General features: G+C 65.0%; 22 protein-coding genes and 1 pseudogene. 16 read left to right on the top strand and 7 right to left on the bottom strand.

The annotated features are described in order from the left end of the window. Positions 1–6 precede the first annotated feature (6 nt). The 8 genes from ACMGGG_RS06735 to ACMGGG_RS06700 all read left to right on the top strand — a co-directional run bounded on the left by ACMGGG_RS06735 (position 7) and on the right by ACMGGG_RS06700 (position 6,719). Positions 7–786, top strand: a complete 780-nt coding sequence (locus tag ACMGGG_RS06735; RefSeq protein WP_414155097.1) for an ABC transporter substrate-binding protein — start codon at positions 7–9, stop codon at positions 784–786. A gap of 94 nt (positions 787–880) precedes the next feature. Beyond that, positions 881–1,582, top strand: a complete 702-nt coding sequence (locus ACMGGG_RS06730; RefSeq protein WP_414155096.1) for an ABC transporter permease — start codon at positions 881–883, stop codon at positions 1,580–1,582. After that, positions 1,579–2,292, top strand: coding sequence for an ABC transporter permease (locus tag ACMGGG_RS06725; protein ID WP_054892428.1), 714 nt, complete (start codon positions 1,579–1,581; stop codon positions 2,290–2,292). Before ACMGGG_RS06730 ends, ACMGGG_RS06725 begins: the two co-directional genes overlap by 4 nt. A 4-nt stretch (positions 2,293–2,296) precedes the next feature. Continuing rightward, positions 2,297–3,112, top strand: coding sequence for an ABC transporter ATP-binding protein (locus tag ACMGGG_RS06720; protein ID WP_226938276.1), 816 nt, complete (start codon positions 2,297–2,299; stop codon positions 3,110–3,112). Positions 3,113–3,123: 11 nt separating this feature from the next. Then, positions 3,124–3,618 (top strand): Lrp/AsnC family transcriptional regulator, encoded by a 495-nt coding sequence (locus tag ACMGGG_RS06715; protein WP_054892429.1) that lies wholly within the window; start codon positions 3,124–3,126, stop codon positions 3,616–3,618. Positions 3,619–3,918: 300 nt separating this feature from the next. Beyond that, positions 3,919–5,229, top strand: coding sequence for a C4-dicarboxylate transporter DctA (locus ACMGGG_RS06710; protein ID WP_054892430.1), 1,311 nt, complete (start codon positions 3,919–3,921; stop codon positions 5,227–5,229). A gap of 70 nt (positions 5,230–5,299) precedes the next feature. Then, positions 5,300–6,007, top strand: coding sequence for a FadR/GntR family transcriptional regulator (locus ACMGGG_RS06705; RefSeq protein ID WP_414155095.1), 708 nt, complete (start codon positions 5,300–5,302; stop codon positions 6,005–6,007). 16 nt (positions 6,008–6,023) lie between these two features. Then, positions 6,024–6,719 carry a GntR family transcriptional regulator gene (locus ACMGGG_RS06700; RefSeq protein WP_054892432.1) on the top strand — a complete coding sequence of 232 codons (696 nt, stop codon included), beginning with the start codon at positions 6,024–6,026 and terminating at the stop codon, positions 6,717–6,719. Here the strand turns inward: ACMGGG_RS06700 and ACMGGG_RS06695 are convergent. Continuing rightward, complete coding sequence (locus tag ACMGGG_RS06695; RefSeq protein WP_414155094.1) at positions 6,701–7,666, bottom strand: GlxA family transcriptional regulator; 966 nt, start codon at positions 7,664–7,666, stop codon at positions 6,701–6,703. The two genes, ACMGGG_RS06700 and ACMGGG_RS06695, sit on opposite strands and share 19 nt — an antisense overlap. Before the next feature lie 177 nt (positions 7,667–7,843). Here ACMGGG_RS06695 and ACMGGG_RS06690 point away from each other — a divergent pair, with 177 nt between their 5' ends. The 3 genes from ACMGGG_RS06690 (at position 7,844) to ACMGGG_RS06680 (ending at position 10,093) form a co-directional block, all read left to right on the top strand. Then, positions 7,844–8,485, top strand: a complete 642-nt coding sequence (locus tag ACMGGG_RS06690) for an HD domain-containing protein (protein ID WP_063544044.1) — start codon at positions 7,844–7,846, stop codon at positions 8,483–8,485. Positions 8,486–8,552: 67 nt separating this feature from the next. Continuing rightward, positions 8,553–8,996 (top strand): GNAT family N-acetyltransferase, encoded by a 444-nt coding sequence (locus ACMGGG_RS06685; RefSeq protein WP_112897857.1) that lies wholly within the window; start codon positions 8,553–8,555, stop codon positions 8,994–8,996. Positions 8,997–9,094: 98 nt separating this feature from the next. Beyond that, positions 9,095–10,093, top strand: coding sequence for a hypothetical protein (locus ACMGGG_RS06680; RefSeq protein ID WP_414155093.1), 999 nt, complete (start codon positions 9,095–9,097; stop codon positions 10,091–10,093). 4 nt (positions 10,094–10,097) lie between these two features. Here ACMGGG_RS06680 and ACMGGG_RS06675 read toward each other — a convergent pair whose 3' ends face one another. Then, positions 10,098–10,526 (bottom strand): PACE efflux transporter, encoded by a 429-nt coding sequence (locus ACMGGG_RS06675; RefSeq protein ID WP_054892437.1) that lies wholly within the window; start codon positions 10,524–10,526, stop codon positions 10,098–10,100. Between the two features lie 101 nt (positions 10,527–10,627). Between ACMGGG_RS06675 and ACMGGG_RS06670 the strand changes: the two genes are divergently transcribed. The 4 genes and pseudogenes from ACMGGG_RS06670 to ACMGGG_RS06655 all read left to right on the top strand — a co-directional run bounded on the left by ACMGGG_RS06670 (position 10,628) and on the right by ACMGGG_RS06655 (position 14,634). After that, positions 10,628–11,506 carry a LysR family transcriptional regulator gene (locus tag ACMGGG_RS06670; protein WP_063544036.1) on the top strand — a complete coding sequence of 293 codons (879 nt, stop codon included), beginning with the start codon at positions 10,628–10,630 and terminating at the stop codon, positions 11,504–11,506. Next, a pseudogene (locus tag ACMGGG_RS06665) lies at positions 11,433–12,677 on the top strand (cache domain-containing protein); the annotation flags it as partial. The gene ACMGGG_RS06670 and the pseudogene ACMGGG_RS06665, both read left to right, overlap by 74 nt. Then, the gene (locus tag ACMGGG_RS06660) at positions 12,654–13,532 is read left to right on the top strand and encodes a methyl-accepting chemotaxis protein (RefSeq protein ID WP_371926246.1); all 879 of its coding nucleotides are present in this window, start codon (positions 12,654–12,656) and stop codon (positions 13,530–13,532) included. The pseudogene ACMGGG_RS06665 and the gene ACMGGG_RS06660, both read left to right, overlap by 24 nt. Before the next feature lie 316 nt (positions 13,533–13,848). Beyond that, entirely contained in the window at positions 13,849–14,634 is a 786-nt protein-coding gene (locus ACMGGG_RS06655; protein WP_414155092.1) for a sulfite exporter TauE/SafE family protein, read from the top strand. A 9-nt stretch (positions 14,635–14,643) separates the two neighbouring features. Here ACMGGG_RS06655 and ACMGGG_RS06650 read toward each other — a convergent pair whose 3' ends face one another. Next, positions 14,644–15,189: a histidine phosphatase family protein gene (locus tag ACMGGG_RS06650; RefSeq protein ID WP_414155091.1), complete on the bottom strand. Its 546-nt coding sequence runs from the start codon at positions 15,187–15,189 to the stop codon at positions 14,644–14,646. Between the two features lie 97 nt (positions 15,190–15,286). On the opposite strand from ACMGGG_RS06650, the gene ACMGGG_RS06645 reads away from it, so the two are divergent. Next, on the top strand, positions 15,287–15,892 hold the full coding sequence (locus ACMGGG_RS06645; RefSeq protein WP_414155090.1) for a biliverdin-producing heme oxygenase: 606 nt from the start codon (positions 15,287–15,289) through the stop codon (positions 15,890–15,892). 193 nt (positions 15,893–16,085) lie between these two features. Here the strand turns inward: ACMGGG_RS06645 and ACMGGG_RS06640 are convergent, their stop codons facing one another. From ACMGGG_RS06640 to rlmM, 4 genes are all read right to left on the bottom strand, one after another. Beyond that, positions 16,086–18,281 (bottom strand): TonB-dependent siderophore receptor, encoded by a 2,196-nt coding sequence (locus ACMGGG_RS06640; RefSeq protein ID WP_414155089.1) that lies wholly within the window; start codon positions 18,279–18,281, stop codon positions 16,086–16,088. Positions 18,282–18,476: 195 nt separating this feature from the next. Then, entirely contained in the window at positions 18,477–19,619 is a 1,143-nt protein-coding gene (pdxB, locus tag ACMGGG_RS06635) for a 4-phosphoerythronate dehydrogenase PdxB (RefSeq protein ID WP_414155088.1), read from the bottom strand. A gap of 56 nt (positions 19,620–19,675) precedes the next feature. Continuing rightward, on the bottom strand, positions 19,676–19,918 hold the full coding sequence (gene tusA, locus ACMGGG_RS06630; RefSeq protein WP_054892445.1) for a sulfurtransferase TusA: 243 nt from the start codon (positions 19,916–19,918) through the stop codon (positions 19,676–19,678). Between the two features lie 81 nt (positions 19,919–19,999). Then, positions 20,000–21,064, bottom strand: a complete 1,065-nt coding sequence (gene rlmM / locus ACMGGG_RS06625) for a 23S rRNA (cytidine(2498)-2'-O)-methyltransferase RlmM (protein ID WP_414155087.1) — start codon at positions 21,062–21,064, stop codon at positions 20,000–20,002. Positions 21,065–21,165: the final 101 nt, after the last annotated feature.

The raw sequence follows: 21,165 nt of genomic DNA, 5'->3' as shown, positions 1-21,165 counted from the left end.
ACACTTATGCTCTCCATGCGAAAACGCTTCGGCGTCCTGCTGTTCTCGCTGTGTGCCACTGCCGTCCAGGCCAAGGAATGGACAGAAATCCGCTTCGGCGTCTTCCCCGAATACCCACCCTTCGAATCCGTCGCCGCCGATGGCAGCCTGCAAGGCTTCGACATCGAGCTGGGCAATGCCATCTGCGCCAAGCTGCAGGTCAAGTGCACCTGGGTGCACAACGAGTTCGACGGCATGATCCCGGCGCTGCGTGCGCGCAAGTTCGACGCCATCATGTCATCGATGGCGGTCACGCCCGCGCGCCTGAAGCAGATCGATTTCACCGACCGTCTGTTCCTCAGCCCCACCTCGGTGGTGGCGCGCAAGTCCGCCACCTTCGGCGACACCCCCGAGTCGCTCAAGGGCAAGCAGGTTGGCGTGCTGCAGGGTTCGCTGCAGGAAGCCTACGCCCGCGCCGTGCTGACCCCGCTCGGCGCGCAGGTCAAGGCCTACCAGTCCCAGGACCAGAACTACGCCGACCTGCAGAACGGTCGTCTCGACGCGACCGTCACCGACCGCCTCGAAGCCCAGCTGAATTTCCTCTCCAAGCCTGAGGGCGCCGATTTCAAGAGCGGCCCGGCGATCAAGGACCCAAGCCTGCCGCTGGACATCGCCATGGGCCTGCGCAAGACAGACCCGGAGCTCAAGGCCCTGCTCGACAAGGGTATCGCGGCGATCCACGCCGATGGCACCTACACCGAAATCCAGAAGAAGTACGTGGGCGACCTGGACATCTACAACGAGTGATCGTCGCTGCCAGCGCTGGCCCCGACTTGCCCGCGAAGCGGCCAGCGCAGACAGCTTCGATCCCCAAGCCATCCCGTCGCACGAGACCCCTCTCATGAACGACTTGCTTTTTCTGCAAGGCTTCGGCCCGTTGCTGGCCCAAGGCACCTGGATGACCCTGAAGCTGGCATTGCTGTCGTTGCTGCTCAGCCTGCTGCTCGGCCTGGTCGGCGCCAGCGCCAAGCTGTCGCACTCCAAGCTGCTGCGTATCCCGGCCACCCTCTACACCACACTGATCCGCAGCGTCCCGGACCTGGTGCTGATCCTGTTGCTGTTCTACAGCATGCAGATCTGGCTCAACGACCTCACCGAAGCACTGGGTTGGGACTACGTGGAGATCGACCCCTTCGGCGCCGGCGTGCTGACCCTGGGCTTCATCTACGGCGCCTACTTCACCGAGAACTTTCGCGGCGCGATCCTCAGCGTGCCAGCGGGTCAACTGGAGGCAGCCACCGCCTACGGCCTGAGCCGTGCCCAGCGCTTTCGCCTGGTGCTGTTCCCACAACTGATGCGTTTCGCCCTACCGGGCCTTGGCAACAACTGGCTGGTGTTGCTCAAGTCCACTGCACTGGTGTCGATCATCGGCCTGGCCGACCTGGTCAAGGCCGCGCAGAACGCCGGCAAGACCACCAATGACATGCTGTTCTTCCTGTGCCTGGCCGGGTTGGTCTACCTGCTGATCACCACCCTTTCCAATCGTCTGTTCAAGCACCTTGAGCGGCGCTACAACACCGGCGTGCGGGGGCTGGCACGATGATCGAACTCCTTCAGCAATACGGCATCGCCTATCTGTACAACGATGGCAGTGGTCTGTCGGGCCTGGCCATGACGCTGTGGCTGTTCCTGGCGAGCATGGTCCTGGGGTTCGTACTTTCGCTACCCCTGGCGCTGGCGCGGGTGTCGCGCCACAGCTGGCTGCGCGTGCCGGTGCAGGTGTACACCTTCGTGTTCCGCGGCACACCGCTCTATATCCAGTTGCTGATCTGCTACACAGGCCTCTACAGCCTGGAGGTGGTGCGCGAACACGCGCTGCTCGACCAGTTCTTGCGCAACGCACTCAACTGCACCCTGCTGGCGTTCGTGCTCAACACCTGCGCCTACACCGTGGAGATTTTCGCCGGGGCGATCCGCAACCTGCCCGCTGGCGAACTGGAGGCGGCTCAGGCCTATGGCCTGCGCGGCTGGAAGCTGAACCTGTTCCTGGTACTGCCGGCGGCCCTGCGCCGCTCGCTGCCGGCCTACAGCAACGAGCTGATCCTCATGCTGCATGCCACCTCGCTGGCCTTCACCGCCACCGTCGCCGACATCCTCAAGGTGGCGCGCGACGCCAACGCCGCGACCTTCCTGACCTTCCAGGCTTTCGGCGTGGCTGCGCTGCTGTACATGTTGCTGTCCTTCGCCCTGGTCGGCTTGTTCCGACTCGCCGAGCGCCGCTGGATGCGCTTCCTTGATCCCGTACGAGGCTGACCCCATGACCGCCACCGCACTGCCTTTGAACTTCGAACACGCGCCCTCCACCCAGGCCCATGCGAGCGCGATCAAGCTCAGCGTCGACGGCCTGCACAAGCATTACGGCGAGCACCAGGTGCTCAAGGGCGTATCGCTGCAAGCCCGCAAGGGCGACGTGATCAGCCTGATCGGCGCCAGTGGCTCGGGCAAGAGCACCTTCCTGCGCTGCATCAACTTCCTCGAACAGCCCGATGCCGGCAGCATCACCCTCGACGGCCAGACCCTGCAGATCCGCCCCGGCACCCGCACGCCGCCACCTGCACAACTGCAAAACCTGCGCACACGCCTGGCGATGGTGTTCCAGCATTTCAACCTGTGGAGCCACCTGACCGTGCTGGAAAACATCTGCCTGGCGCCGCGCAAGGTACTGGGCATCAGTGCCGCCGAGGCCCAGGCGCGAGCGCGCACCTATCTGGACAAGGTCGGCCTGCCCGCGCGCGCCGCTGAGCAATACCCTGCCTTCCTCTCCGGCGGCCAACAGCAGCGGGTGGCGATCGCCCGCGCACTGGCCATGGAGCCGGAGATCATCCTGTTCGACGAACCGACCTCGGCACTCGACCCCGAGCTGGTCGGCGAAGTGCTCAAGGTGATACAGACGCTCGCCGAGGAAGGACGTACCATGCTCATGGTCACCCACGAGATGGGCTTTGCCCGCCAGGTGTCCAGCCAGGTGCTGTTCCTGCACCAGGGACTGGTGGAGGAGCACGGCAGTGCCGACATCCTGGACCACCCGCAGAGCCCACGCCTGCAACAGTTTCTCTCAAACCGTTTGAAGTGAAGTCACGCCGTATGGATAGCAAGGCCACCCGCTCCCCCGCCAATCCGCCGCTGGACCGCATCGATGAAGCGATCATCGATGTGCTGCGCCACCACGGCAGGATCACCTACGAGAAGCTCTCGACCCTCGTGCACCTGACGCCCAGGCCTTGCCTTGAGCGGGTGCGCAAGCTGGAGCGCCGAGGTGTGATCCGCGGCTACGGTGCGATCATCGACCTGCAGCAGGTGTCGCCTGGCCTGTCGCTGCTGGTCCTGGTGGCCTTGTCCAACCAGAGCGGACGTTCCGCCCAGCGCGCCTTCGAGGCCACCGTGCGGGCCTGCCCGCAGGTCTATGAATGCCAACTGATCAGCGGCCATTTCGACTACAGCCTGCGCATGCGCTGCCGCGACATGGAGCACTACCGGGTGCTGACCGAAGCCTGGATGAACGACGACGAACTGCATATCGACAAGCTGGTCGCCCACCCGGAACTGGCGTCGGTCAAGAGCCTCGCACCACAAGCCTGACCCCTTCAAAATCCCCCATTCGCTGATATCGGGCCGCCTGTCGGCCCGGTATCCAGCGACGCCACACCCGTCAAAATTTATTTTCCCCTCCAACACCCCACGCAGAGCGCCTGCAGTGCGCCCGCCTGCAACTGGTCAGACCGGTAAGTCCAAAAGCCCTTGCCAAGCTCGGAAATTCGCGCTTACATTTACCCCGCACTGGACAAACCGGTAAGACCACAATAATTAAGTCCTGCGCTCTTTCGCCCGCCATCCCCTGGCGTGCATCGAAGCAGGGACACCGAATCAGAGATCCCTCCCATGCTCAAATGGTGCTCGCGTTCGATCTTCCTCCAAGTTGTCCTGGGCCTCGCCCTGGGCGTTATCTGCGGTCTCAGCTTTCCCGAAGTTTCCCTGCAGCTCAAACCCCTCGGTGACGGCTTCATCAAGCTGATCAAGATGCTCATCGGCATCATCGTGTTCTGCGTGGTGGTCAGCGGTATCTCCGGCGCGGGCGACCTGAAGAAGGTCGGACGCATCGGCCTGAAGTCGGTGATCTACTTCGAAATCCTCACCACCATCGCCCTGGTCATCGGCCTGGTGCTGGCCTTCTCCACCGGCATTGGTCAAGGTGCCAACATCCACCTCGACCAGCTCTCCAGCGCCGATGCCGGCGCCCTGGCCGATCGCGGTGCGCACATCCACGGCGCCACGGCGTTCTTCATGGAGCTGATCCCGACCTCGGTGATCGGTGCCTTCGCCGACAACAACATCCTCCAGGTCCTGCTGTTCGCCGTGCTGTTCGGCAGTGCACTGAACCTGGTCGGCGAGTCGGCCTCGGGCATCTCGCGCCTGATCAACGAACTCAGCCATGTGATCTTCCGCATCATGGGCATGATCGTGCGCCTGGCGCCGATCGGCGTGTTCGGCGCCATCGCCTTCACCACCAGCAAGTACGGCCTGGAATCGCTGCAGCACCTGGGCGGGCTGGTGGCGCTGTTCTACATCACCTGTGCAGGCTTCGTGCTGCTGATCCTGGGCACGGTAATGCGGGTGTCGGGCCTGAAGCTGATCCCGTTCATCAAGTACCTGCGCGAGGAACTGACCATCGTCCTCGGCACCGCCTCCTCCGACGCCGTACTGCCACAGGTGATGCGCAAGCTCGAACACCTGGGGATCGGCAGTTCCACCGTGGGACTGGTGATTCCGACCGGCTACTCGTTCAACCTGGACGGTTTCTCGATCTACCTCACCCTGGCCATCGTGTTCATCGCCAACGCCACCGGCACGCCACTGGCCATGACCGACCTGCTGACCATCCTGCTGGTGTCGCTGGTCACCTCCAAGGGCGCCCACGGCATCCCGGGCTCGGCGCTGGTGATCCTGGCCGCCACCCTGACCGCCGTGCCGGCGATCCCGGTGGTCGGCCTGGTGCTGGTGCTGGCCGTGGACTGGTTCATGGGCATCGGCCGGGCACTGACCAACCTGATCGGCAACTGTGTCGCCACCGTGGCCATCGCCCGTTGGGAGAAGGACATCGACATGGAGCGCGCCAACAACGTGCTGGCCGGCAAGCCCGGCTTCGCACCGGTAGCGCGCAAACCGGGCCAGGCCCATCAGCAGGAATTCTGACCGTGCCAGGGCCGGCGTTCAGCGCCGGCCCACAGGCGCCAAGACTCAGGTTTCGATCAGGGAGCGAACCGTGATCAGCTCATCGACCGTCGTCAACTCCGTGGTGGAAAAGCTGCGCAAGGCCCTGGCCCGCGGCCAGTGGCGTAGCGGCGAAATGCTGCCAGGCCAGCGCGAGCTGGCCGAACAATTGGGCATCAGCCGCCCCAGCCTGCGTGAAGCGGTGACCGTACTGGAAACCCTCGGACTGGTGCGTTCGATGCCTGGCAAAGGTGTGCTGGTGCTGGAGGCCGACGCCACGCTGGTACAAAGCACCGATAGCGTCGGCGCTGCCAGCCTGGCCGATGTGCTGGAGCTGCGCTACACCCTCGAGCCCTTCATCGCCGGGCTGGTCGCGCAATCGGCGGGCAACCAGGACATCGGCCAGCTGCGCCTGACCCTGATGGACCTGCGCGAAGCCGTTGACGCCTGCGACAGCGAGGCAGGCGTAGCCGCCTACATCGCCTTCCACGAGGCGCTGTTCGCGCTGACCACCAACCCGATCTTCCAGAGCGTGGTGCAGCAGACCAGCAACGCGCTCAAGCAGAGCGCGGCCATGCTGCACGACTCCCCTGAACACCTGGCCGCACGGCTCGACGAGAACGAGGCGGTGGTGCGCGCCATCCGCGCACGCAACAGCGCCCAGGCCAGCGCCCAGATGCGCCGGCACATCCTCGCCGAGGGCCAGCGCATGGGCATCGAACTGAACATCCCGGACGACCATCCGGACCCGCATCTTTGACGTCAGGAGAGCGATCATGACCGCCTTCGCCCACGCCGACCCGTGCCTGCCCCAGTTGATCAAGACCGGCGAAGGCCGCCTGGGAGCCGAACAGATCTACCCGCGCCTGTTCGACGCCATCCTCGAACAGCGCCTGCCACCTGGCAGCGCCCTGCCCGAGCAAGCGCTGGGCAATGCCTTCGGCGTCAGCCGCACAGTGATCCGCCGGGTGCTCGGGCGCCTGGCCGACCAGCAGGTAGTGGTGCAACGCCCCAGCCACACCGCACACCTGGCCGCGCCCGATCCACAGCAGGCGCGCCAGGTGCTGAGTGCACGGCGCCTGGCTGAAACCACACTGATCGGCCTGGCCACCCAGCGCGCGCGTCCGGGGCAGATCCGGCAACTGCGCCAACTGGTCGAGCGCGAGCGCCTGCACCACGAACGCGGCGAGCGCTGCACGGCCATCCGTCTGGGCGGCGAATTCCACCTCAAGCTTGCGCAAATGGCCAACAACGCACCCTTGGCGCGCTTTCTCAATGGCCTGGTGCCGATGACTTCGCTGATCATCGCCCGCTACGAGTCGCCCTGCTGCGAGCACTGCGCCTGGGAAGAGCACGCGGCAATCATCGACGCGGTGGAAGATGGCGACAGCACCGCGGCGCTGGCGTTGATGCACCAGCACCTGGACCGCCTCGAAGCCAAGCTCGACCTCGATCAGAGCGTGCGCGCGTAACGTTTGCGGTAGTCCGCCGGGGTGACCCCGACATGCCGCACGAAGGCGCGGCGCAGGGTGTCGACATTGGCGAAGCCACACAAGGCGGCCACCTGCTTGGGCGGCTCGCGTCCGCCCTCGAGGCGCTCACGGGCGGCATTGACCCGTGCCAGTTCCACCCAGGCCGCCGGGGTCATGCCCACATCGGCCTGGAACAGCCGGGCGAAGTGCCGCGGGCTGAGACCCGCCCGCTGCGCCAGGCTGGCGATGCTGTGATCCTCGGCCGGATTGGCGGCCACATAGCGCTGCAACCCCTGAAGCACCGAGCGCCCGACCGGCGACGAGGCGCCCTGGCGACTGAACTGCAATTGCCCGCCCGGACGCTTGAAGTACATCACCAACTGCCCTGCCACCTGCTTGGCGAGCTCTCGCCCCAGGTCCTCCTCCACCAGGCTCAACGCCAGGTCCAGCCCGGACGTCACCCCCGCCGCAGTGCGCACCTTGCCGTCATGGACCTGGATCGCATCGGCGTCCACCTGCACCTCGGGATAGCGCTCGGCCAAGGCCTCGGCGACCGCCCAGTGCGTGGTGATGCGTCGGCCATCGAGCAGGCCGGCAGCCGCCAGGGCGAAGGCGCCAGTACAGACTGATCCGTAGCGTCGACAACTGGCGGCGCGCCCACGCAGCCAGTCGAGGATGCCGCTGCGCAGGTGCTGGCTGGCCGCCTGCGGCGTACCGGCGATCAGCAGGGTGTCGATGGGCTCGTGGGTGTCGTCGATCCAGCCATCGGGCAGCAGGCGTGCGCCGGATGAACTGACCAGTGGGCCGGGTTCACAGGCCAGCAGGCGCAGGCGATACACCTCGCGACCGGCCTGGCGGTTGGCCTCGGCGAAGACATCGAGCGGGCCGCTGGCATCGAGCAACTGGACGCCGGGCATGGCAAGGATGGCGAGGGTCAGCGAGGGCATCTGGAGATCCTGTAGGCGCGCAAAAGGGTGAGTAGCGACAGCATAAAACCCCGGCCGAACCCGTGCGCAGGCCATGTCTGTCGCAGACCGACAATGGCAGGATATGACGCATAACGTCAATTGAGGACAATCACTCGCCCCGCCACACTGACTCCACCACCACACCAGGAGTCACCCATGTCCACCTCCATCGCCGGTATCCAGGTGCCTGACAGCGCCATGGCCCGTGAAATCACCGAACTGGTCCGCGACACCGCCTCGCCGCTGCTGTTCCACCACTCCAGCCGGGTGTTCTACTTCGCCGCCCTGGCCGGCAAGCGCCTGGGTCTGAAGTTCGACAGCGAACTGCTGTACTGCGGCTGCATGTTCCACGATATGGGCCTGACCCATCAGCACAGCAGCGACTGCTGCCGCTTCGAGGTCGACGGTGCCAACGCCGCCCGCGACTTCCTCAAGGGCCATGGCATCGCCGAACGCGACATCGAGCGGGTCTGGACCGCCATTGCCCTGCACACCACACCGGGTATTCCGGAGTTCATGCACCCGCTGATCGCACTGGTGACCGCCGGTGTCGAGACCGACGTCCTCGGCCTGCACCACGAGGGGCTGAGCACTACCGAGCGCGACGCCGTGGTCCAGGCCCACCCTCGCGGCGAGCAGTTCAAGGAAGCGATCATCCAGGCCTTCTACGATGGCATCCGCCACAAGCCGCAGACCACCTTCGGCAACGTCAAGGGCGATGTCATCGCCGACAAGGAACCGGGTTTCCATCCCGGCAACTTCTGCAGCGTGATCCGCCAGTCCTGCTGGCCGAGCTGAGGCCTCGCTGGCCAAGGCTTGCCGGGCGCCTTACCATGCGCCCGGCAATTACACGCCAGGAGGTCTTATGCAACACACCATCGCGCCAGTCGGCGCAGAGCAGTTCGAGCGACTGACCGAACTGTGGGAAGCCTCGGTGCGGGCCACGCACGATTTTCTTCCCGAAGGCTACATCGAACGCCTGCGCCCGCTGGTACGCGACCAGTACCTGGGCTTCGTCCAGCTGCGCGCCGCGTACGATGAACAGGGGCAGATCCTCGGCTTCGCCGGGGTACACGAGGGCAAGCTGGAGATGCTCTTCGTCGATCCGATCTACCGCGGCCAGGGCATCGGCAAGACGCTGTTGGCTGACGTCGTCGCCGAACTGGGCGTGCGCGAGGTCGATGTCAACGAACAGAACCCGCAGGCCGTGGGTTTCTACCTCAGCCAGGGCTTCGTCCAGACCGGACGCAGCGAAGTCGATGGCCAGGGCGATCCGTATCCGCTGCTGCATCTGAAACGCGAGGGCTGAACATGGCTTTCGCACTGCAAAAAGGGGCCGCTCTGCGGCCCTTCCCGCTCCTATAATCAGAAGACCTCATCCAGCCTCTACCCAGGGAGGCTACCCGCGTGAACCCGCGCATTCCCCTCTTGCTGCTGTGCCTGCTGCTGGCCCTGGCTGGCTGTGCCGGCAAACGCACCTCACCCGCCCCGCCCCCGGCCACGCTCACCCCCGCCCTCTGGCAACAGATCGACCAGGACCTGATTGGCGCCTCGGTTGCCGCCACCGGCTCGGCCAGCGACTATGCCCGTCGCTCGATGCGGGTCTGGCGCGAACAGGTGCAGCAACGCACCGAAAGCGACTTCATCCCCTGGTTCACCGGCTACTGGACCCAGCAGTGGCTGACTCTCAAGGTTGCCTGGTACAAGATGAACAGCGGCAACGGCAGTGACCCACCGGAAAAACGCCTGGCGCTGTACCTGCAGGCGCAGTACCACGAACGGGTGATCGAACCGGTCGCCGAGCAGATCAACCCCGAAGGCATCCGCGACCGTGCCAGCGCGCTGTACCTGGAACTGTTCGCCAAGCAGTTGCCGACAATCATCCAACGCTACAACGCCCCGCCCGATCAGGTCAGCCAGCGTCTGAATCACCTTGCGGCCATCGCCCTGGGCCCGCCCGCGGCCAGGGATGCGACGCTCTACCAACTGCTGCGCGCTCAGTCACTGGACCAGCAGCCCGCCTGGCAGGCGCTGCGCCAGCACCTGCACGGCCAGGCTGCCAAGGCTCCCGGGCAAACCGAGGTAGGGCTGTCGTCGGTGGCCACCCGCGCCAGCGAAAAACTCGGCGCCACCCTGGCCCCGCGCGGCATCGCCAGCGCGGTGGCGGCCGCAGTAGGCAAGGCCGCCGGAGCGATGATCTCGGTGGCGGTGGCCGGTTTCGGCATGATGACCCATGACCGCGAACAGCCGCAGATGGTCGAGCAACTGCGGGTGATCCTCAACGTGGCGCTGAACGAGGAATGGCGCGAACTGATGGAAAACCGCCAGAGCGGTGCGCTCTCGGGGGTGTACTACCTGTCGGGGCAGGTCGAGGATGGCTTGCTGTCGGGTGCTGGCCGGCCCTGACGCCTCAGGCCACTGCCATGGCCGAGGTCGGCAGGCCGAAGATGCGGTCGAACGCCCAGTTGTAGGCGAAGGTGTAGCACGGCACCAGCACGATGAACGCCAGGTCCACCACGAATGCCTCGACCAGGCTCATGTCCAGCCACCAGGCAATCAGCGGAATCAGGTACAGCACCAGCGTCAGCTGGAAGCCCACCGCGTGCGCCACACGACGTGCCAGGCTGCGCCCACGCTTGGCCTGACGGCTCTCCCAGTGTTCGAACAGGCTGTTGTAGACCAGGTTCCAGAACATGGCGATGGTGGTGATCATTACCGCCAGGGGGCCGGTGTGCGAGGCCGGGGTATCGGAGAGATAGGCCAGCCCCAGGGTCGACATGCCCAGGCCGATCAGTTCATAGAAGGTCACGTAGACCAGTTTGCGCTTGACGCCTTGCACCGTGATTACCTCGGAACGCAGGAAATGAAGGCGACGAGAATGAGTCAATATTCTTGACAGAAAAAGTCAGCACCTTTCAGATTGACTGAAAGGAGAACTGCATGAACTTTTCCAGCGACAACATCCAACTGTTCCTCGCCGTGCTCGACCGCGGCTCGTTCTCCGCTGCCGCACGGGTGCTGGGGCGGGTGCCATCGGCGGTGAGCATGGCCATCGGCAATCTCGAGGCCGAACTCGGCTACGCGCTGTTCGAGCGCGGAGCACGCGAGGTCCGCGCCACAGACCGCGCCCGCGCTCTGGAGCCGCACGCACGGCTGATCGCCGAGCAACTGGGGTTACTGCAAGTGCATGCGCTTGAACTGTCGCGAGGGCTGGAAAGCAGCCTGGCGATCGCCGTGGTGCCGGACATCGACCCGCGTCCGCTACTGGCCGCCATTGCGCGGCTGGGCGAACGCTATCCGCTGCTGGACATCGAGCTGCTCAGCGCACCGCAGGAGGACGCCCTGCACCTGCTGGACAGCGGCCGCGTCGGGCTGTGCCTGGCCTTTGCCGGGTTGCAGGTCGATCCGCAGCGCAGCTTCCAGCACCTGGGCAGCGAGTCGCTGGTGGCAGCCTTGTCGCCCAACCATCCAGCACTGCGCCAGGGGCGCATCCGCGACCTCGAAGACCTGGTCAGCCTCCGTCAGATCCTGGTACACAGCCGCGACCTGCCGCTGCGCGACACCCGCTCGCTGATCGGCACCACGCACTGGCGCACCGACAGCGTCGACCTGGCCCTGCAGATGGTCGAAGCAGGCCTCGGCTGGGGCGACCTGCCGGCAACACGGGTCGCCCCCTTGGTGGAAGCCGGGCGGCTGGTGCGCCTGGCGTTTCGCAACACCCGCAACGAACTGCAGTTGCCGGTGCATGCGCTGTGGCTCAAGCAACAGCCCCTCGGGCAGGCCGCGCGGGCGCTGGTGGAGCTGCTGGCTGGCGGTTGATCCGCACATGGCCGCTCGTCGGCCAGAACAACGTCTAACTCAACCTTTTGACCGGCAGGCCGATACCGATCCCGACAGGCGTCGCTACGCGCCAAAAGTGCATGGCGGCCTCCCCAGCATCGGCTCAAGGTCTCGAAACATGAACCTGAAGTTCCGCCACAAGATCCTCCTCAGCGCCTGCGGTGTCGTGGTATTGGCATTCGCATTGTTTACCCTCTACAACGACTACCTGCAACGCAACACCATCCGCCAGAACATCGAATCCTCGGTCCAGCAGGCCGGCGCGCTCACCGCCAGCAGCGTGCAGAACTGGATGGGCGGACGCATCCTGATCCTGGAGAACCTCGCCCAGGACATCGCCCAGCAAGGCACCGGCAATCAGGTCGCCGGGCTGGTCGACCAACCCTCATACACCAGCAACTTCCAGTTCACCTACTTCGGCCAGAACACCGGGCTGTTCACCCAGCGCCCCGACGCACAGATGCCCGAAGGCTACGACCCGCGCAAACGCCCTTGGTACACCGCTGCGGTGAGCGCCAACCAGACCCTGCTGACACCGCCCTACCAGGCATCGGTGGGCGGCCTGGTGGTGACCATCGCCATACCGGTCAAGGCCCGCAACAATGGTGAGCTGCTCGGGGTTGTCGGTGGTGACCTGAGCCTGGACAGCCTGGTCGACATCATCAACGCGGTGGACTTCGGCGGTATCGGCCACGCCTTCCTGGTCGACCGTGAAGGCCAGGTAATCGTCAGCCCCGACAAGGACCAGCTGATGAAGAACCTCAAGGACATCTACCCCGGCAGCGGCCTGCGGGTCGAGCCGGGCATGCAGGACGTGACCCTCGGCGGCGAAGAGCGGATCGTCTCCTTCACCCAGGTCAAGGGGCTACCCTCGGCGCAGTGGTACATCGGCCTGTCCATCGACAAAGACAAGGCCTACGCCGCCCTCGGCCAGTTCCGCAGTTCGGCCATCATCGCCATGATCATTGCCGTGGCTGCCATCGCTGCCGTGCTCGGCCTGCTGATCCCCCTGCTGATGCGCCCGCTGACCACCATGGGCCGCGCCATGCACGATATCGCCGAAGGCGAAGGCGACCTCACCCGTCGCTTGCAGGTGCAGCACAAGGACGAGTTCGGCGAGCTGGCCATGGCCTTCAACCGCTTCGTCGAGCGTATCCACGCCTCGATCAGTGAAGTGGCCTCGGCCACGCGGCAGGTGCACGACCTGTCCGAACAGGTGATGAGTGCTTCCAACGCCTCGATCAACGGCTCCGAGGAACAAAGCCTGCGTACCAACAGCGTGGCGGCAGCGATCAATCAGCTCGGCGCCGCCACCCAGGAAATCGCACGCAATGCCGCCGATGCCTCGCAGCACGCCAGCGGCGCCAGCGATCAGGCCAACGACGGGCGCCAGGTGGTGGAGGATGCGATCAACGCCATGACCGCGCTGTCGCACAAGATCAGCGAGTCGTGCGAGCAGATCGAAACCCTCAACGCCAGCACCGACGAGATCGGCAAGATCCTCGACGTGATCAAGGGCATCTCCCAGCAGACCAACCTGCTGGCGCTCAACGCCGCCATCGAAGCCGCGCGCGCCGGGGAAGCGGGCCGAGGCTTCGCCGTGGTCGCCGACGAGGTGCGCAACCTGGCACACCGCACCCAGGAGTCGGCCGAAGAGATCCACCGCATGATCACCAGCCTGCAGGTTGGCTCGCGCGAGGCGGTGCACACCATGAACGCCAGCCAGGTCTCCAGCGAGCAGACCGTGCAGGTGGCCAACCAGGCGGGCGAGCGCCTGGCCAGCGTGACCCTGCGCATCGGCGAGATCGATGGCATGAACCAGTCGGTGGCCACGGCGACCGAGGAACAGAGCGCGGTGGTCGAGAGCTTGAACTTGGATATCACCCAGATCAACGCACTCAACCAGCAAGGGGTGCAGAACCTCAACGAAACCCTGCGCCACTGCGATGCGCTGACCCAGCAGGCGGGACGCTTGAAGCAGTTGGTGGGCAGTTTCAGGATCTGAAACTGCTTCACTGCACTTGGAGGAGCAGCTGTCTTATTCAAAATCTGACAGCCAGCTCAATCCCTGTGGGAGTCACTGTCTTACTCAAAATCTAAAGGTCAGCCCAATCCCCTGTGGGAGCGGGCTTGCCCCGCGATCACCGGCGCAGCCGGTGCCATGCTCCGCGGTGTTCTTTTCGCGGGCAAGCCCGCTCCTACAGGAGACCTGTGGCGCTGCCGCGTTATAACCTAATAACGAACAATTCTATTTGGCTATAAAGAACAATCTATATCCTTCTGCCATCCGACAACGGGCTAGCGGGCAGATTGAGTAGCGTATGGATGTAGGTTCTTTCGGTTTCACCATTGCCGGGCTGGTCGTGGGCTTCATCGTTGGCATGACCGGCGTCGGCGGCGGTTCGCTGATGACGCCGATCCTGCTGTGGTTCGGTATCAATCCCGCCACCGCCGTGGGCACCGACCTGCTCTACGCGGCAATCACCAAGGCCAGTGGCGTCTGGGTGCATGCACGCAACAAGAACATCGACTGGAAGATCACCGGCTGGCTGAGCCTGGGCAGCGTGCCCGCGGCAGCGCTGACCCTGTGGTTCCTCAGCACCCTGCATGCCGATACCTCGGCACTCAACGCCATCATCAAGCAGGGCCTGGCGGTGGTGCTGATCCTTACCGCCCTGGCGATCCTGTTCAAGTCGCGCCTGCAGGCCTTCGCCAGCAAGCATGCAGGCGATCACTACCATCTCAGCGACCGCAGCCTGAACCTCCTCACCGTGATCACCGGTGTAGTGCTCGGGGTCATGGTCACCCTGACCTCGATCGGTGCCGGCGCCCTGGGCACCGTGGCGCTGTTCCTGCTCTACCCGTTCCTGGTGACCCGGCGCCTGGTCGGCACCGAAATCGCCCACGCCGTGCCACTGACCCTGGTCGCGGGCCTGGGCCATGCCGGCATGGGCAACATGGACTGGTCGCTGCTCGGCTACCTGCTGCTCGGCTCGCTGCCGGGCATCTACCTGGGCAGCCACCTCACAGGCCGCATCTCCGATCGTGTGCTGCGTCCCTGCCTGGCGGGCATGCTGCTGCTGATCGGCTACAACCTGGCCTTCTGATCCCGCCCCTCAGGCCGGGCCCAGGCGCATGCGCCAGACCTCGGTTCGGCTGAGTTCGAGCCGTGAGCACGGCGGGATATCGATACGCTGGTCGGCCCCGAGCGAACTGCCGAGCACTTCGACCATCGCGGCGCGCATCACCATCGGGTGCGTGACCGCCCACCAGTCGCCCGGCGTGTCGAATGCCTCCAGCCACTGCGCCACGCGCTTGTGCAGCGCGGCGAAGGACTCTCCACCATGGGGCGCCGCGTCCACGTCGACCTGCCACCACGCCAGGGCTTCGCTCTGCTCGCGCTGCAACTGCTTGAGCGCAACGCCCTGCCAATGCCCCATGTCACAGTCGGCCAGCGCCGTCTCGATACGCACCTCGGGGGCGAGCCAGGCGGCGGTTTCACGGGCGCGCAGTTCGGGTGCGCTGAGTACTTGCACTCCGTCGGGCACAGCCTTCAACAGCGGGGCATCGCCCAGTACGGGATCGTCGGCCAGCGCAAATCGCCCGGTTTTCTGGGCGTGGGTCAGGGCATGGCAGACCAGGGTCAGACGGACGGCTTTCACCTTGGAGTTTCTCTGGCAAATGAGGATTAGGGCATCGAGGAACGCTGCGTTAGGATCGCCAGTCTAACCCAGGCAATTAGCCATCAGAGTCGATTCGATGACCATCACCTCCCGCCCCCCTCCCGGTCCTGTCCTGCTCGCTCTGCGTGAAGGTACACAAGCCTGTCACAAGGCCCTGGAGGCGCGCCTGCCGTTTTTCAGCGAAGGTTTCGACCATGACGCCTATCGCCGCCTCATCGAGGCGTACTACGGCTTTCACGCACCGCTCGAAGCATTGTTGGCCATGCACCAGGGCAGTGAGCGCAACAAGGCTGAGGCGCTGTGCCGCGACCTGCAGGCCCTCAAGCTGAGTGCCGAGCAGATAGACGCGCTGCCGCTGTGCCGGGACTTGCCAGCCATCACCGATGAGGCCAGCGCGCTGGGTGTGATGTACGTACTGGAGGGCTCCACCCTCGGTGGCCAGGTGCTCAAGCGTGCCATGGCGCAGCGCCTGGGTATCGACGCCGACAGCGGCGGTGGTTTTCTCGATGTGTATGGCAGCGCCACCGCCAGCCACTGGCGCGGCTTTATCGAACGCCTGGATCGGCGCCCCCTGTCACCCGAAAACCAGGCCCGCGCCGTGGCTGCGGCGGTCGCGACCTTCACCTGCTTCGAGCGCTGGCTGGAGCAGCGCGCGGTGTTGTTGCCCGCAATTGAGTGCTAAGCGCCACCGTTGATCGACCTGAAAAACGTCACATACCCTGTAGGAGCGGGCTCGTCCCGCGATCGGGCGCGAAGCGGCCGTAAAACAGGGCTTCGAGGTGTTTCAGGAATACCCCGGTTGCCTGATCTACGGCCGCTACGCGCCCGATCGCGGGACGACCCCGCTCCTACAGGGGGGCGCCCGTGTTTTGATATCAGAACGAAATATTCAACGCCGCAAACAGCGCCCGGCCCGGCTGGTTGTAGGTGTTGGCACCGGCGCTGCTGGCGTTGCCGCCGCGCAGGATCTGCTTGTCGAACACGTTGTTCACCCCCACCCGCACATCGTAGTTGGCGTTGAACTTGTACCCGGCACTCACATCCACCAGCCCATAGGCTTCGACATCCTTCTGCGCCGACTCGTCATAGCGCTCCTGGGTGCGGTAGTTCCAGGTCGGCGACTTCTGCTTGCCGAACCAGGTACCGGCCAGCTGCAGCGACAACTTGTCGGTCGCACGCCAATCCAGGGTGGTGTTGACCGTGTACTCGGGGATCACCGACAGCGGCTCGCCGGTCTCGCGGTTGTCGTTGTCGAGCATCCAGGTCAGGTTGGTGTTCCAGTCCAGGCTCGGGGTGAGCTCGACGAACAGGTTGCCCTCGAGGCCCTCTACCCGTGCCTTGCCGGCGTTTTCCCACTGGGTCACACGACTGCCGCCATTGATCGCGTAGACCACGTCGGTGCCGCCAATGATCTTGTTCTGGTAGTCGTTGCGGAAATAGGTCGCACTGGTGCGCCAGGTGCCGCGGTCATACAGCAGGCCGATCTCCTTGTTGACGCTGATCTCAGGCTTGAGGTCGGCGTTGCCCTGCAGGTAGCAGCCGCCGGAGTTGGTCTGCTGCACGCTGCAGCCATTGCCGCGGCTGTAGAGCAGGTAGCTGGGGTTGGACTGGTACAGGTTCGGCGTCTTGTAGGCACGGGCGATGCCGCCCTTGAAGGTCAGTTCGTCGGTGATCTTGTGCGACAGGTTCAGGCTGGGGCTGAAGTTGTCGCCGAAGGTCTCGTGGTGATCGAAACGCAGACCCGGCGTGACGGTGGTCGCGCCAATGATGATGTTGTCCTCGACGAACAAGGCATGGCTGCGCGCCTGCATCTTCGAATCGCTACGGTCGAAGCCTGCGATCACGTCGTTGCCAACGCCTGTCGGGTCGGAGCTCTGCGGACGGAACGAGCCCTGGTCGTTGAGGGTTTCATAGAGGTACTCGCCGCCAACGGTCAGCACGTGCTCCGTGGCGCCCACGGCGAACGGCAAGTTGACCTCGCTCGACAAGCGCGTGTTGCGCAAGCGCGAGAATGCCGCATCGTTGCCGTCGATCGCCCCTTCGGTACGCCCGGCCATGCCCTCGTTCAAGCGCCAGTTGCGCACGTACTCATAGGCCAACACGGTCTTGCTGGTGCCCCAGGTGAAGTCGCCCAGGTGCGTCAGGTCGTAGGTGTTGCGCTGCATCACGTTGGTCTCGTGGCCATACAGGCTGGAGATCAGTTGCGCGTTGCCACCGCCGTTGCTGTTCATGGTGTCGCCAGCGTAGATATTGCCCTGGCGGCTGTAGCCTGCGCTCATCTCCAGGCGATGCTCGTCGTTGACCTTCCAGCTCAGCAGGCCGTTGATATCCTTGTTGCGCACACCCTCGCGCCCGGCCACGGTCGAGCTGCCGGCGTGTGCGGCGTTGATGCCCAGGTCGTCGGCGTCGGTCTTGGCCAGGCCGCCGTAGAGACGGAACCCCAGGTTGTCGGTCAGGCCACCACCGAGATTGAAGTTGGTCCGGTGGCTGGCGCCCTCGGCGCTGTCCTCAGGCATCAGGGTGTACAGGCTGACGCTGCCCTTGAGTGCTTCGCTGGGGCGCTTGGTGATGATGTTGACCACCCCGCCCATGGCGCCCGAGCCATAGCGCGCGGCTGCGGGGCCACGCAGGATCTCGATGCGCTCGACCGCTTCGGCCGGCACCCAGTTGGTCTCGCCGCGGGTATCGCGGTCGCCGTTCCAGCCATAGCGCACCGAGTTGCGTGCACTCGATGGCTTGCCATCGATCAGGATCAGGGTGTTTTCCGGGCCCATGTCGCGCAGGTCGATCTGCCGGTTGTTGCCACGGGCGCCGCTGGCACTGTTGCCGGTGAGGTTGACCCCCGGTTCGCGGCGGATGATGTCGGACAGGTCATTGGCCGGCGGGCGGCGCTTGATGTCCTCTTCGGTGATGACCGACGATCCCAGCGCCTGGCGCGCCTCACGCTCGGCGGTCACCAGCGTGTCTTCGATGACCAGCGCCTGCTCGGCGAATGCTGAAGTCGTTGCCACGGGCGCGGCCAGGGCAACGATGGCCAGCGCCAGGCGGTGCGGGGAAGGTCGGGTGTGCATCGGTACATCTCCTGAAATCGTGTGCGAGAAGCAAGCCGCGCCCCGGTCGGCAGGCCCCTCGCCCACCGGCCCGGCAAAAAGGCGGGTCCGTCAGGGATGGCGAATATAATGATTCTCAAATAGGTTTAAATCTTATTTACGAAATTTACAGATTGCCCGTAAACCCGCCTGGCAGACACCCGCACCCGACGTGGGCTAGACCAGCACCGCGCCCAGAGCATTGATGGCCTGCACCAGCTGTGGCGCGTCACCCTGTACCCGTACCGCCAGCCCTTCGATCTCGCGACGGACCGGATACTGCTTGCGCAGCAGGTCGAATGCCGCACGTTGCTCGGTGGGATCCTCGCTCAGGCTGCGACGAAAATCCGCATCGTCGCGACGCGGGTCGTAGACCGCACGGCACAGGGTTGCCAGCGCCCAGGCCGGGTCGGCGCTGGCATCGAAGTCCAGGCGTGCCAGCGCTGGCGACGGCAGCAGGTCGGCCAGGTGCACCTGCTCCGGCAAACCTTGCGAACGGCAGAAGGCCTGGTAGATCTGCGCGGTCCCGCGCTGCTTGCCATCGAGGCTGTAGCCGGCGATATGCGGCGTGGCCAGGGTGCACAGGTCGGCCAGCGCCAGGTCGACCTGCGGCTCGCCCTCCCAGACATCCAGCACCGCGTGGACATCCTCGCGGTCCAGCAGCAGCTCGCGCAGGGCGTCGTTGTCCACTACCGGCCCGCGGCTGGCATTGATCAGCCAGGCCCCTGGGCGCAGGCGGGCCAGTTGCCGCGCACCGAGCAGATGCCAGGTCGGATGTTCGCCGCCGCGTTGCAGCGGGGTATGCAGGCTGATGGTGTCACACTGTTCAAGCAACGTGTCCAGGCTGACGAAGTCGCCCTCTTCGCTGGCTGCGCGCAGCGGATCGCACACCAGCACCTGCCAGCCCAAGCCCCGCAGTACACGGACCAGACGCCCGCCCACCTCACCGGCTCCAACCACGCCATACACCCGCTTGGGCAGCTCCACGCCATCGAGCTCGGCCAGGGTCAGCAGGCTGCCCAGCACGTAGTCCACCACGCCGCGGGCGTTGCAGCCAGGCGCGCTGCTCCAGTGGATGTCGGCCTGAGCGAAGTATTCGAGATCAAGGTGGTCGGTGCCGATGGTGCAAGTGCCGACGAAGCGCACCTTGCTGCCTTCGAGCAGTTGCCGGTCGACGCGGGTGACCGAGCGCACCAGCAGCAGATCGGCATCCCTGACACAGGCTGCATCGATGGCCCGGCCAGGGTAACGGCGGATTTCGCCGAATCCGGCGAAGAAGGCATCGAGCAGCGGGATATTTTCGTCGGCAACGATCAGCATGGGCGCTCTCCTTTCAGGGGAGCGCAGTGTAGGCGCTGTGGCCTGTGCGATCCAGCTCAGTCGGCCTTCTTGCGAATCCAGTACAGGTAGGTGCCGGCGTCTTCCTGCTGTTGCACCAGCTCATGGCCGAGGAAGGTGCAGAACTTGGGGATGTCGCGGCGGGTCGAGGGGTCGGTGGCGATGACCTTGAGCAGGCCGCCGGCAGCGAGGTTGCGCACGTGTTGGTGCAGCATCATCACCGGCTCCGGACAGTTCAGGCCGGTGGCGTCGAGGGTCGCGTCTGGAGTGAAGTCGGTCATGGTGGGCTCCGCAAATTGTGGGGTATTGTCGCGCAAACCGCGTGCAGGTCAAACAGGGGCCGCAGCACGGCCCCGATCGTCTCAGCGCGGCTTGAGGTCGAGCCGGCGAAGGTGGCAAGTGACCTCTTCGCGGTCGTGGTACAGCTGTTTGCAGGCTATCGACACCTTGACCTTGCGCGCCTTGAACGAGGCCTCGATGCGATCGAGCAGCTTGCGCACCTCGGCGTGACGCTGCTTCATCGGCAGCTTGAGGTTGACCACGGCCTCGCGGCACAACCCCTCGCCCAGCCAGGTTTCGATCAGCGAGGCCGTGCGTGCGGGCTTCTCGACGATGTCGCAGACCATCCAGTCAACGGTCTGCTTGGGCTTCCAGGTAAAGCCGTCGGCCATCAAATGCTGCACCAGCCCCGTATCCATCAGGCTTTCAGCCATCGAGCCGTTGTCGATGGCGGTGACCAGCATGCCACGCTTGACCAGCTGGTAGGTCCAGCCGCCCGGTGAAGCGCCCAGGTCGACGCCGGTCATGTCGTCGTTCAGGCGTTGGTCCCATTGATCGCGCGGGATGAACTGGTGCCAGGCTTCCTCAAGCTTGAGGGTCGAGCGGCTCGGCGCCTCGCGCGGGAACTTCAGGCGCGGGATGCCCATCGGCCACAGTGCCGAATTGCCCGCTTCGGCCAGGCCGAGAAACACCCGTCGGCCACTGATGAACGTCAGCAGCAGGCGTGGCTTGCTGGCATCCTCGACCAGACGCCCGGCCTTCTCCAGCGCCTTGCGCAGCGGCACCTCGAATTTGCGGCAGAAAGTCGACAGCTCCTTGCCGTCGTTGCTGTCGAGCACCTCCAGCCACAGGCTGCCACACACCGGCAGGCCCGCCAGGTGCTCGAGCAGCACACTGATCCGGTCAGTCTCCGGCAGCTCGACGAAGTCGCCGCGCGCCCATTGGCGCGGGAAGATCAGCCGGTCGAAGCGCAGCTCACGCATCAGGCGTTCGGCACCGCCTTCGTCGAGGCAAACGAATTCGGCGCTGGCGCTCTGCGGCTTGCCCTTGGCATAGCCGGCCACGCCCAGGTGCGCGGCGTGTTCGCTGATTTCGGCGCAGACCTCGCCCTCGAAGCCGGGCCGGCAATGCATGAACAGGGTATTCATCTCTTACTCCACATCACTGGCGCAGACAGCGCCAGGGCGGCGAATGATAAAGGAAGTTCGGAACCTGCGACATGCCCCGCAGGTCCAGAACAACGTCAGGC

Source organism: Pseudomonas sp. BNK-44-b (assembly GCF_047456245.1).
GTDB lineage: Bacteria > Pseudomonadota > Gammaproteobacteria > Pseudomonadales > Pseudomonadaceae > Aquipseudomonas > Aquipseudomonas machongensis.
Note: the sequence above shows the minus strand (reverse complement) of the source record. Positions and strands in the feature narration are given on the sequence as shown.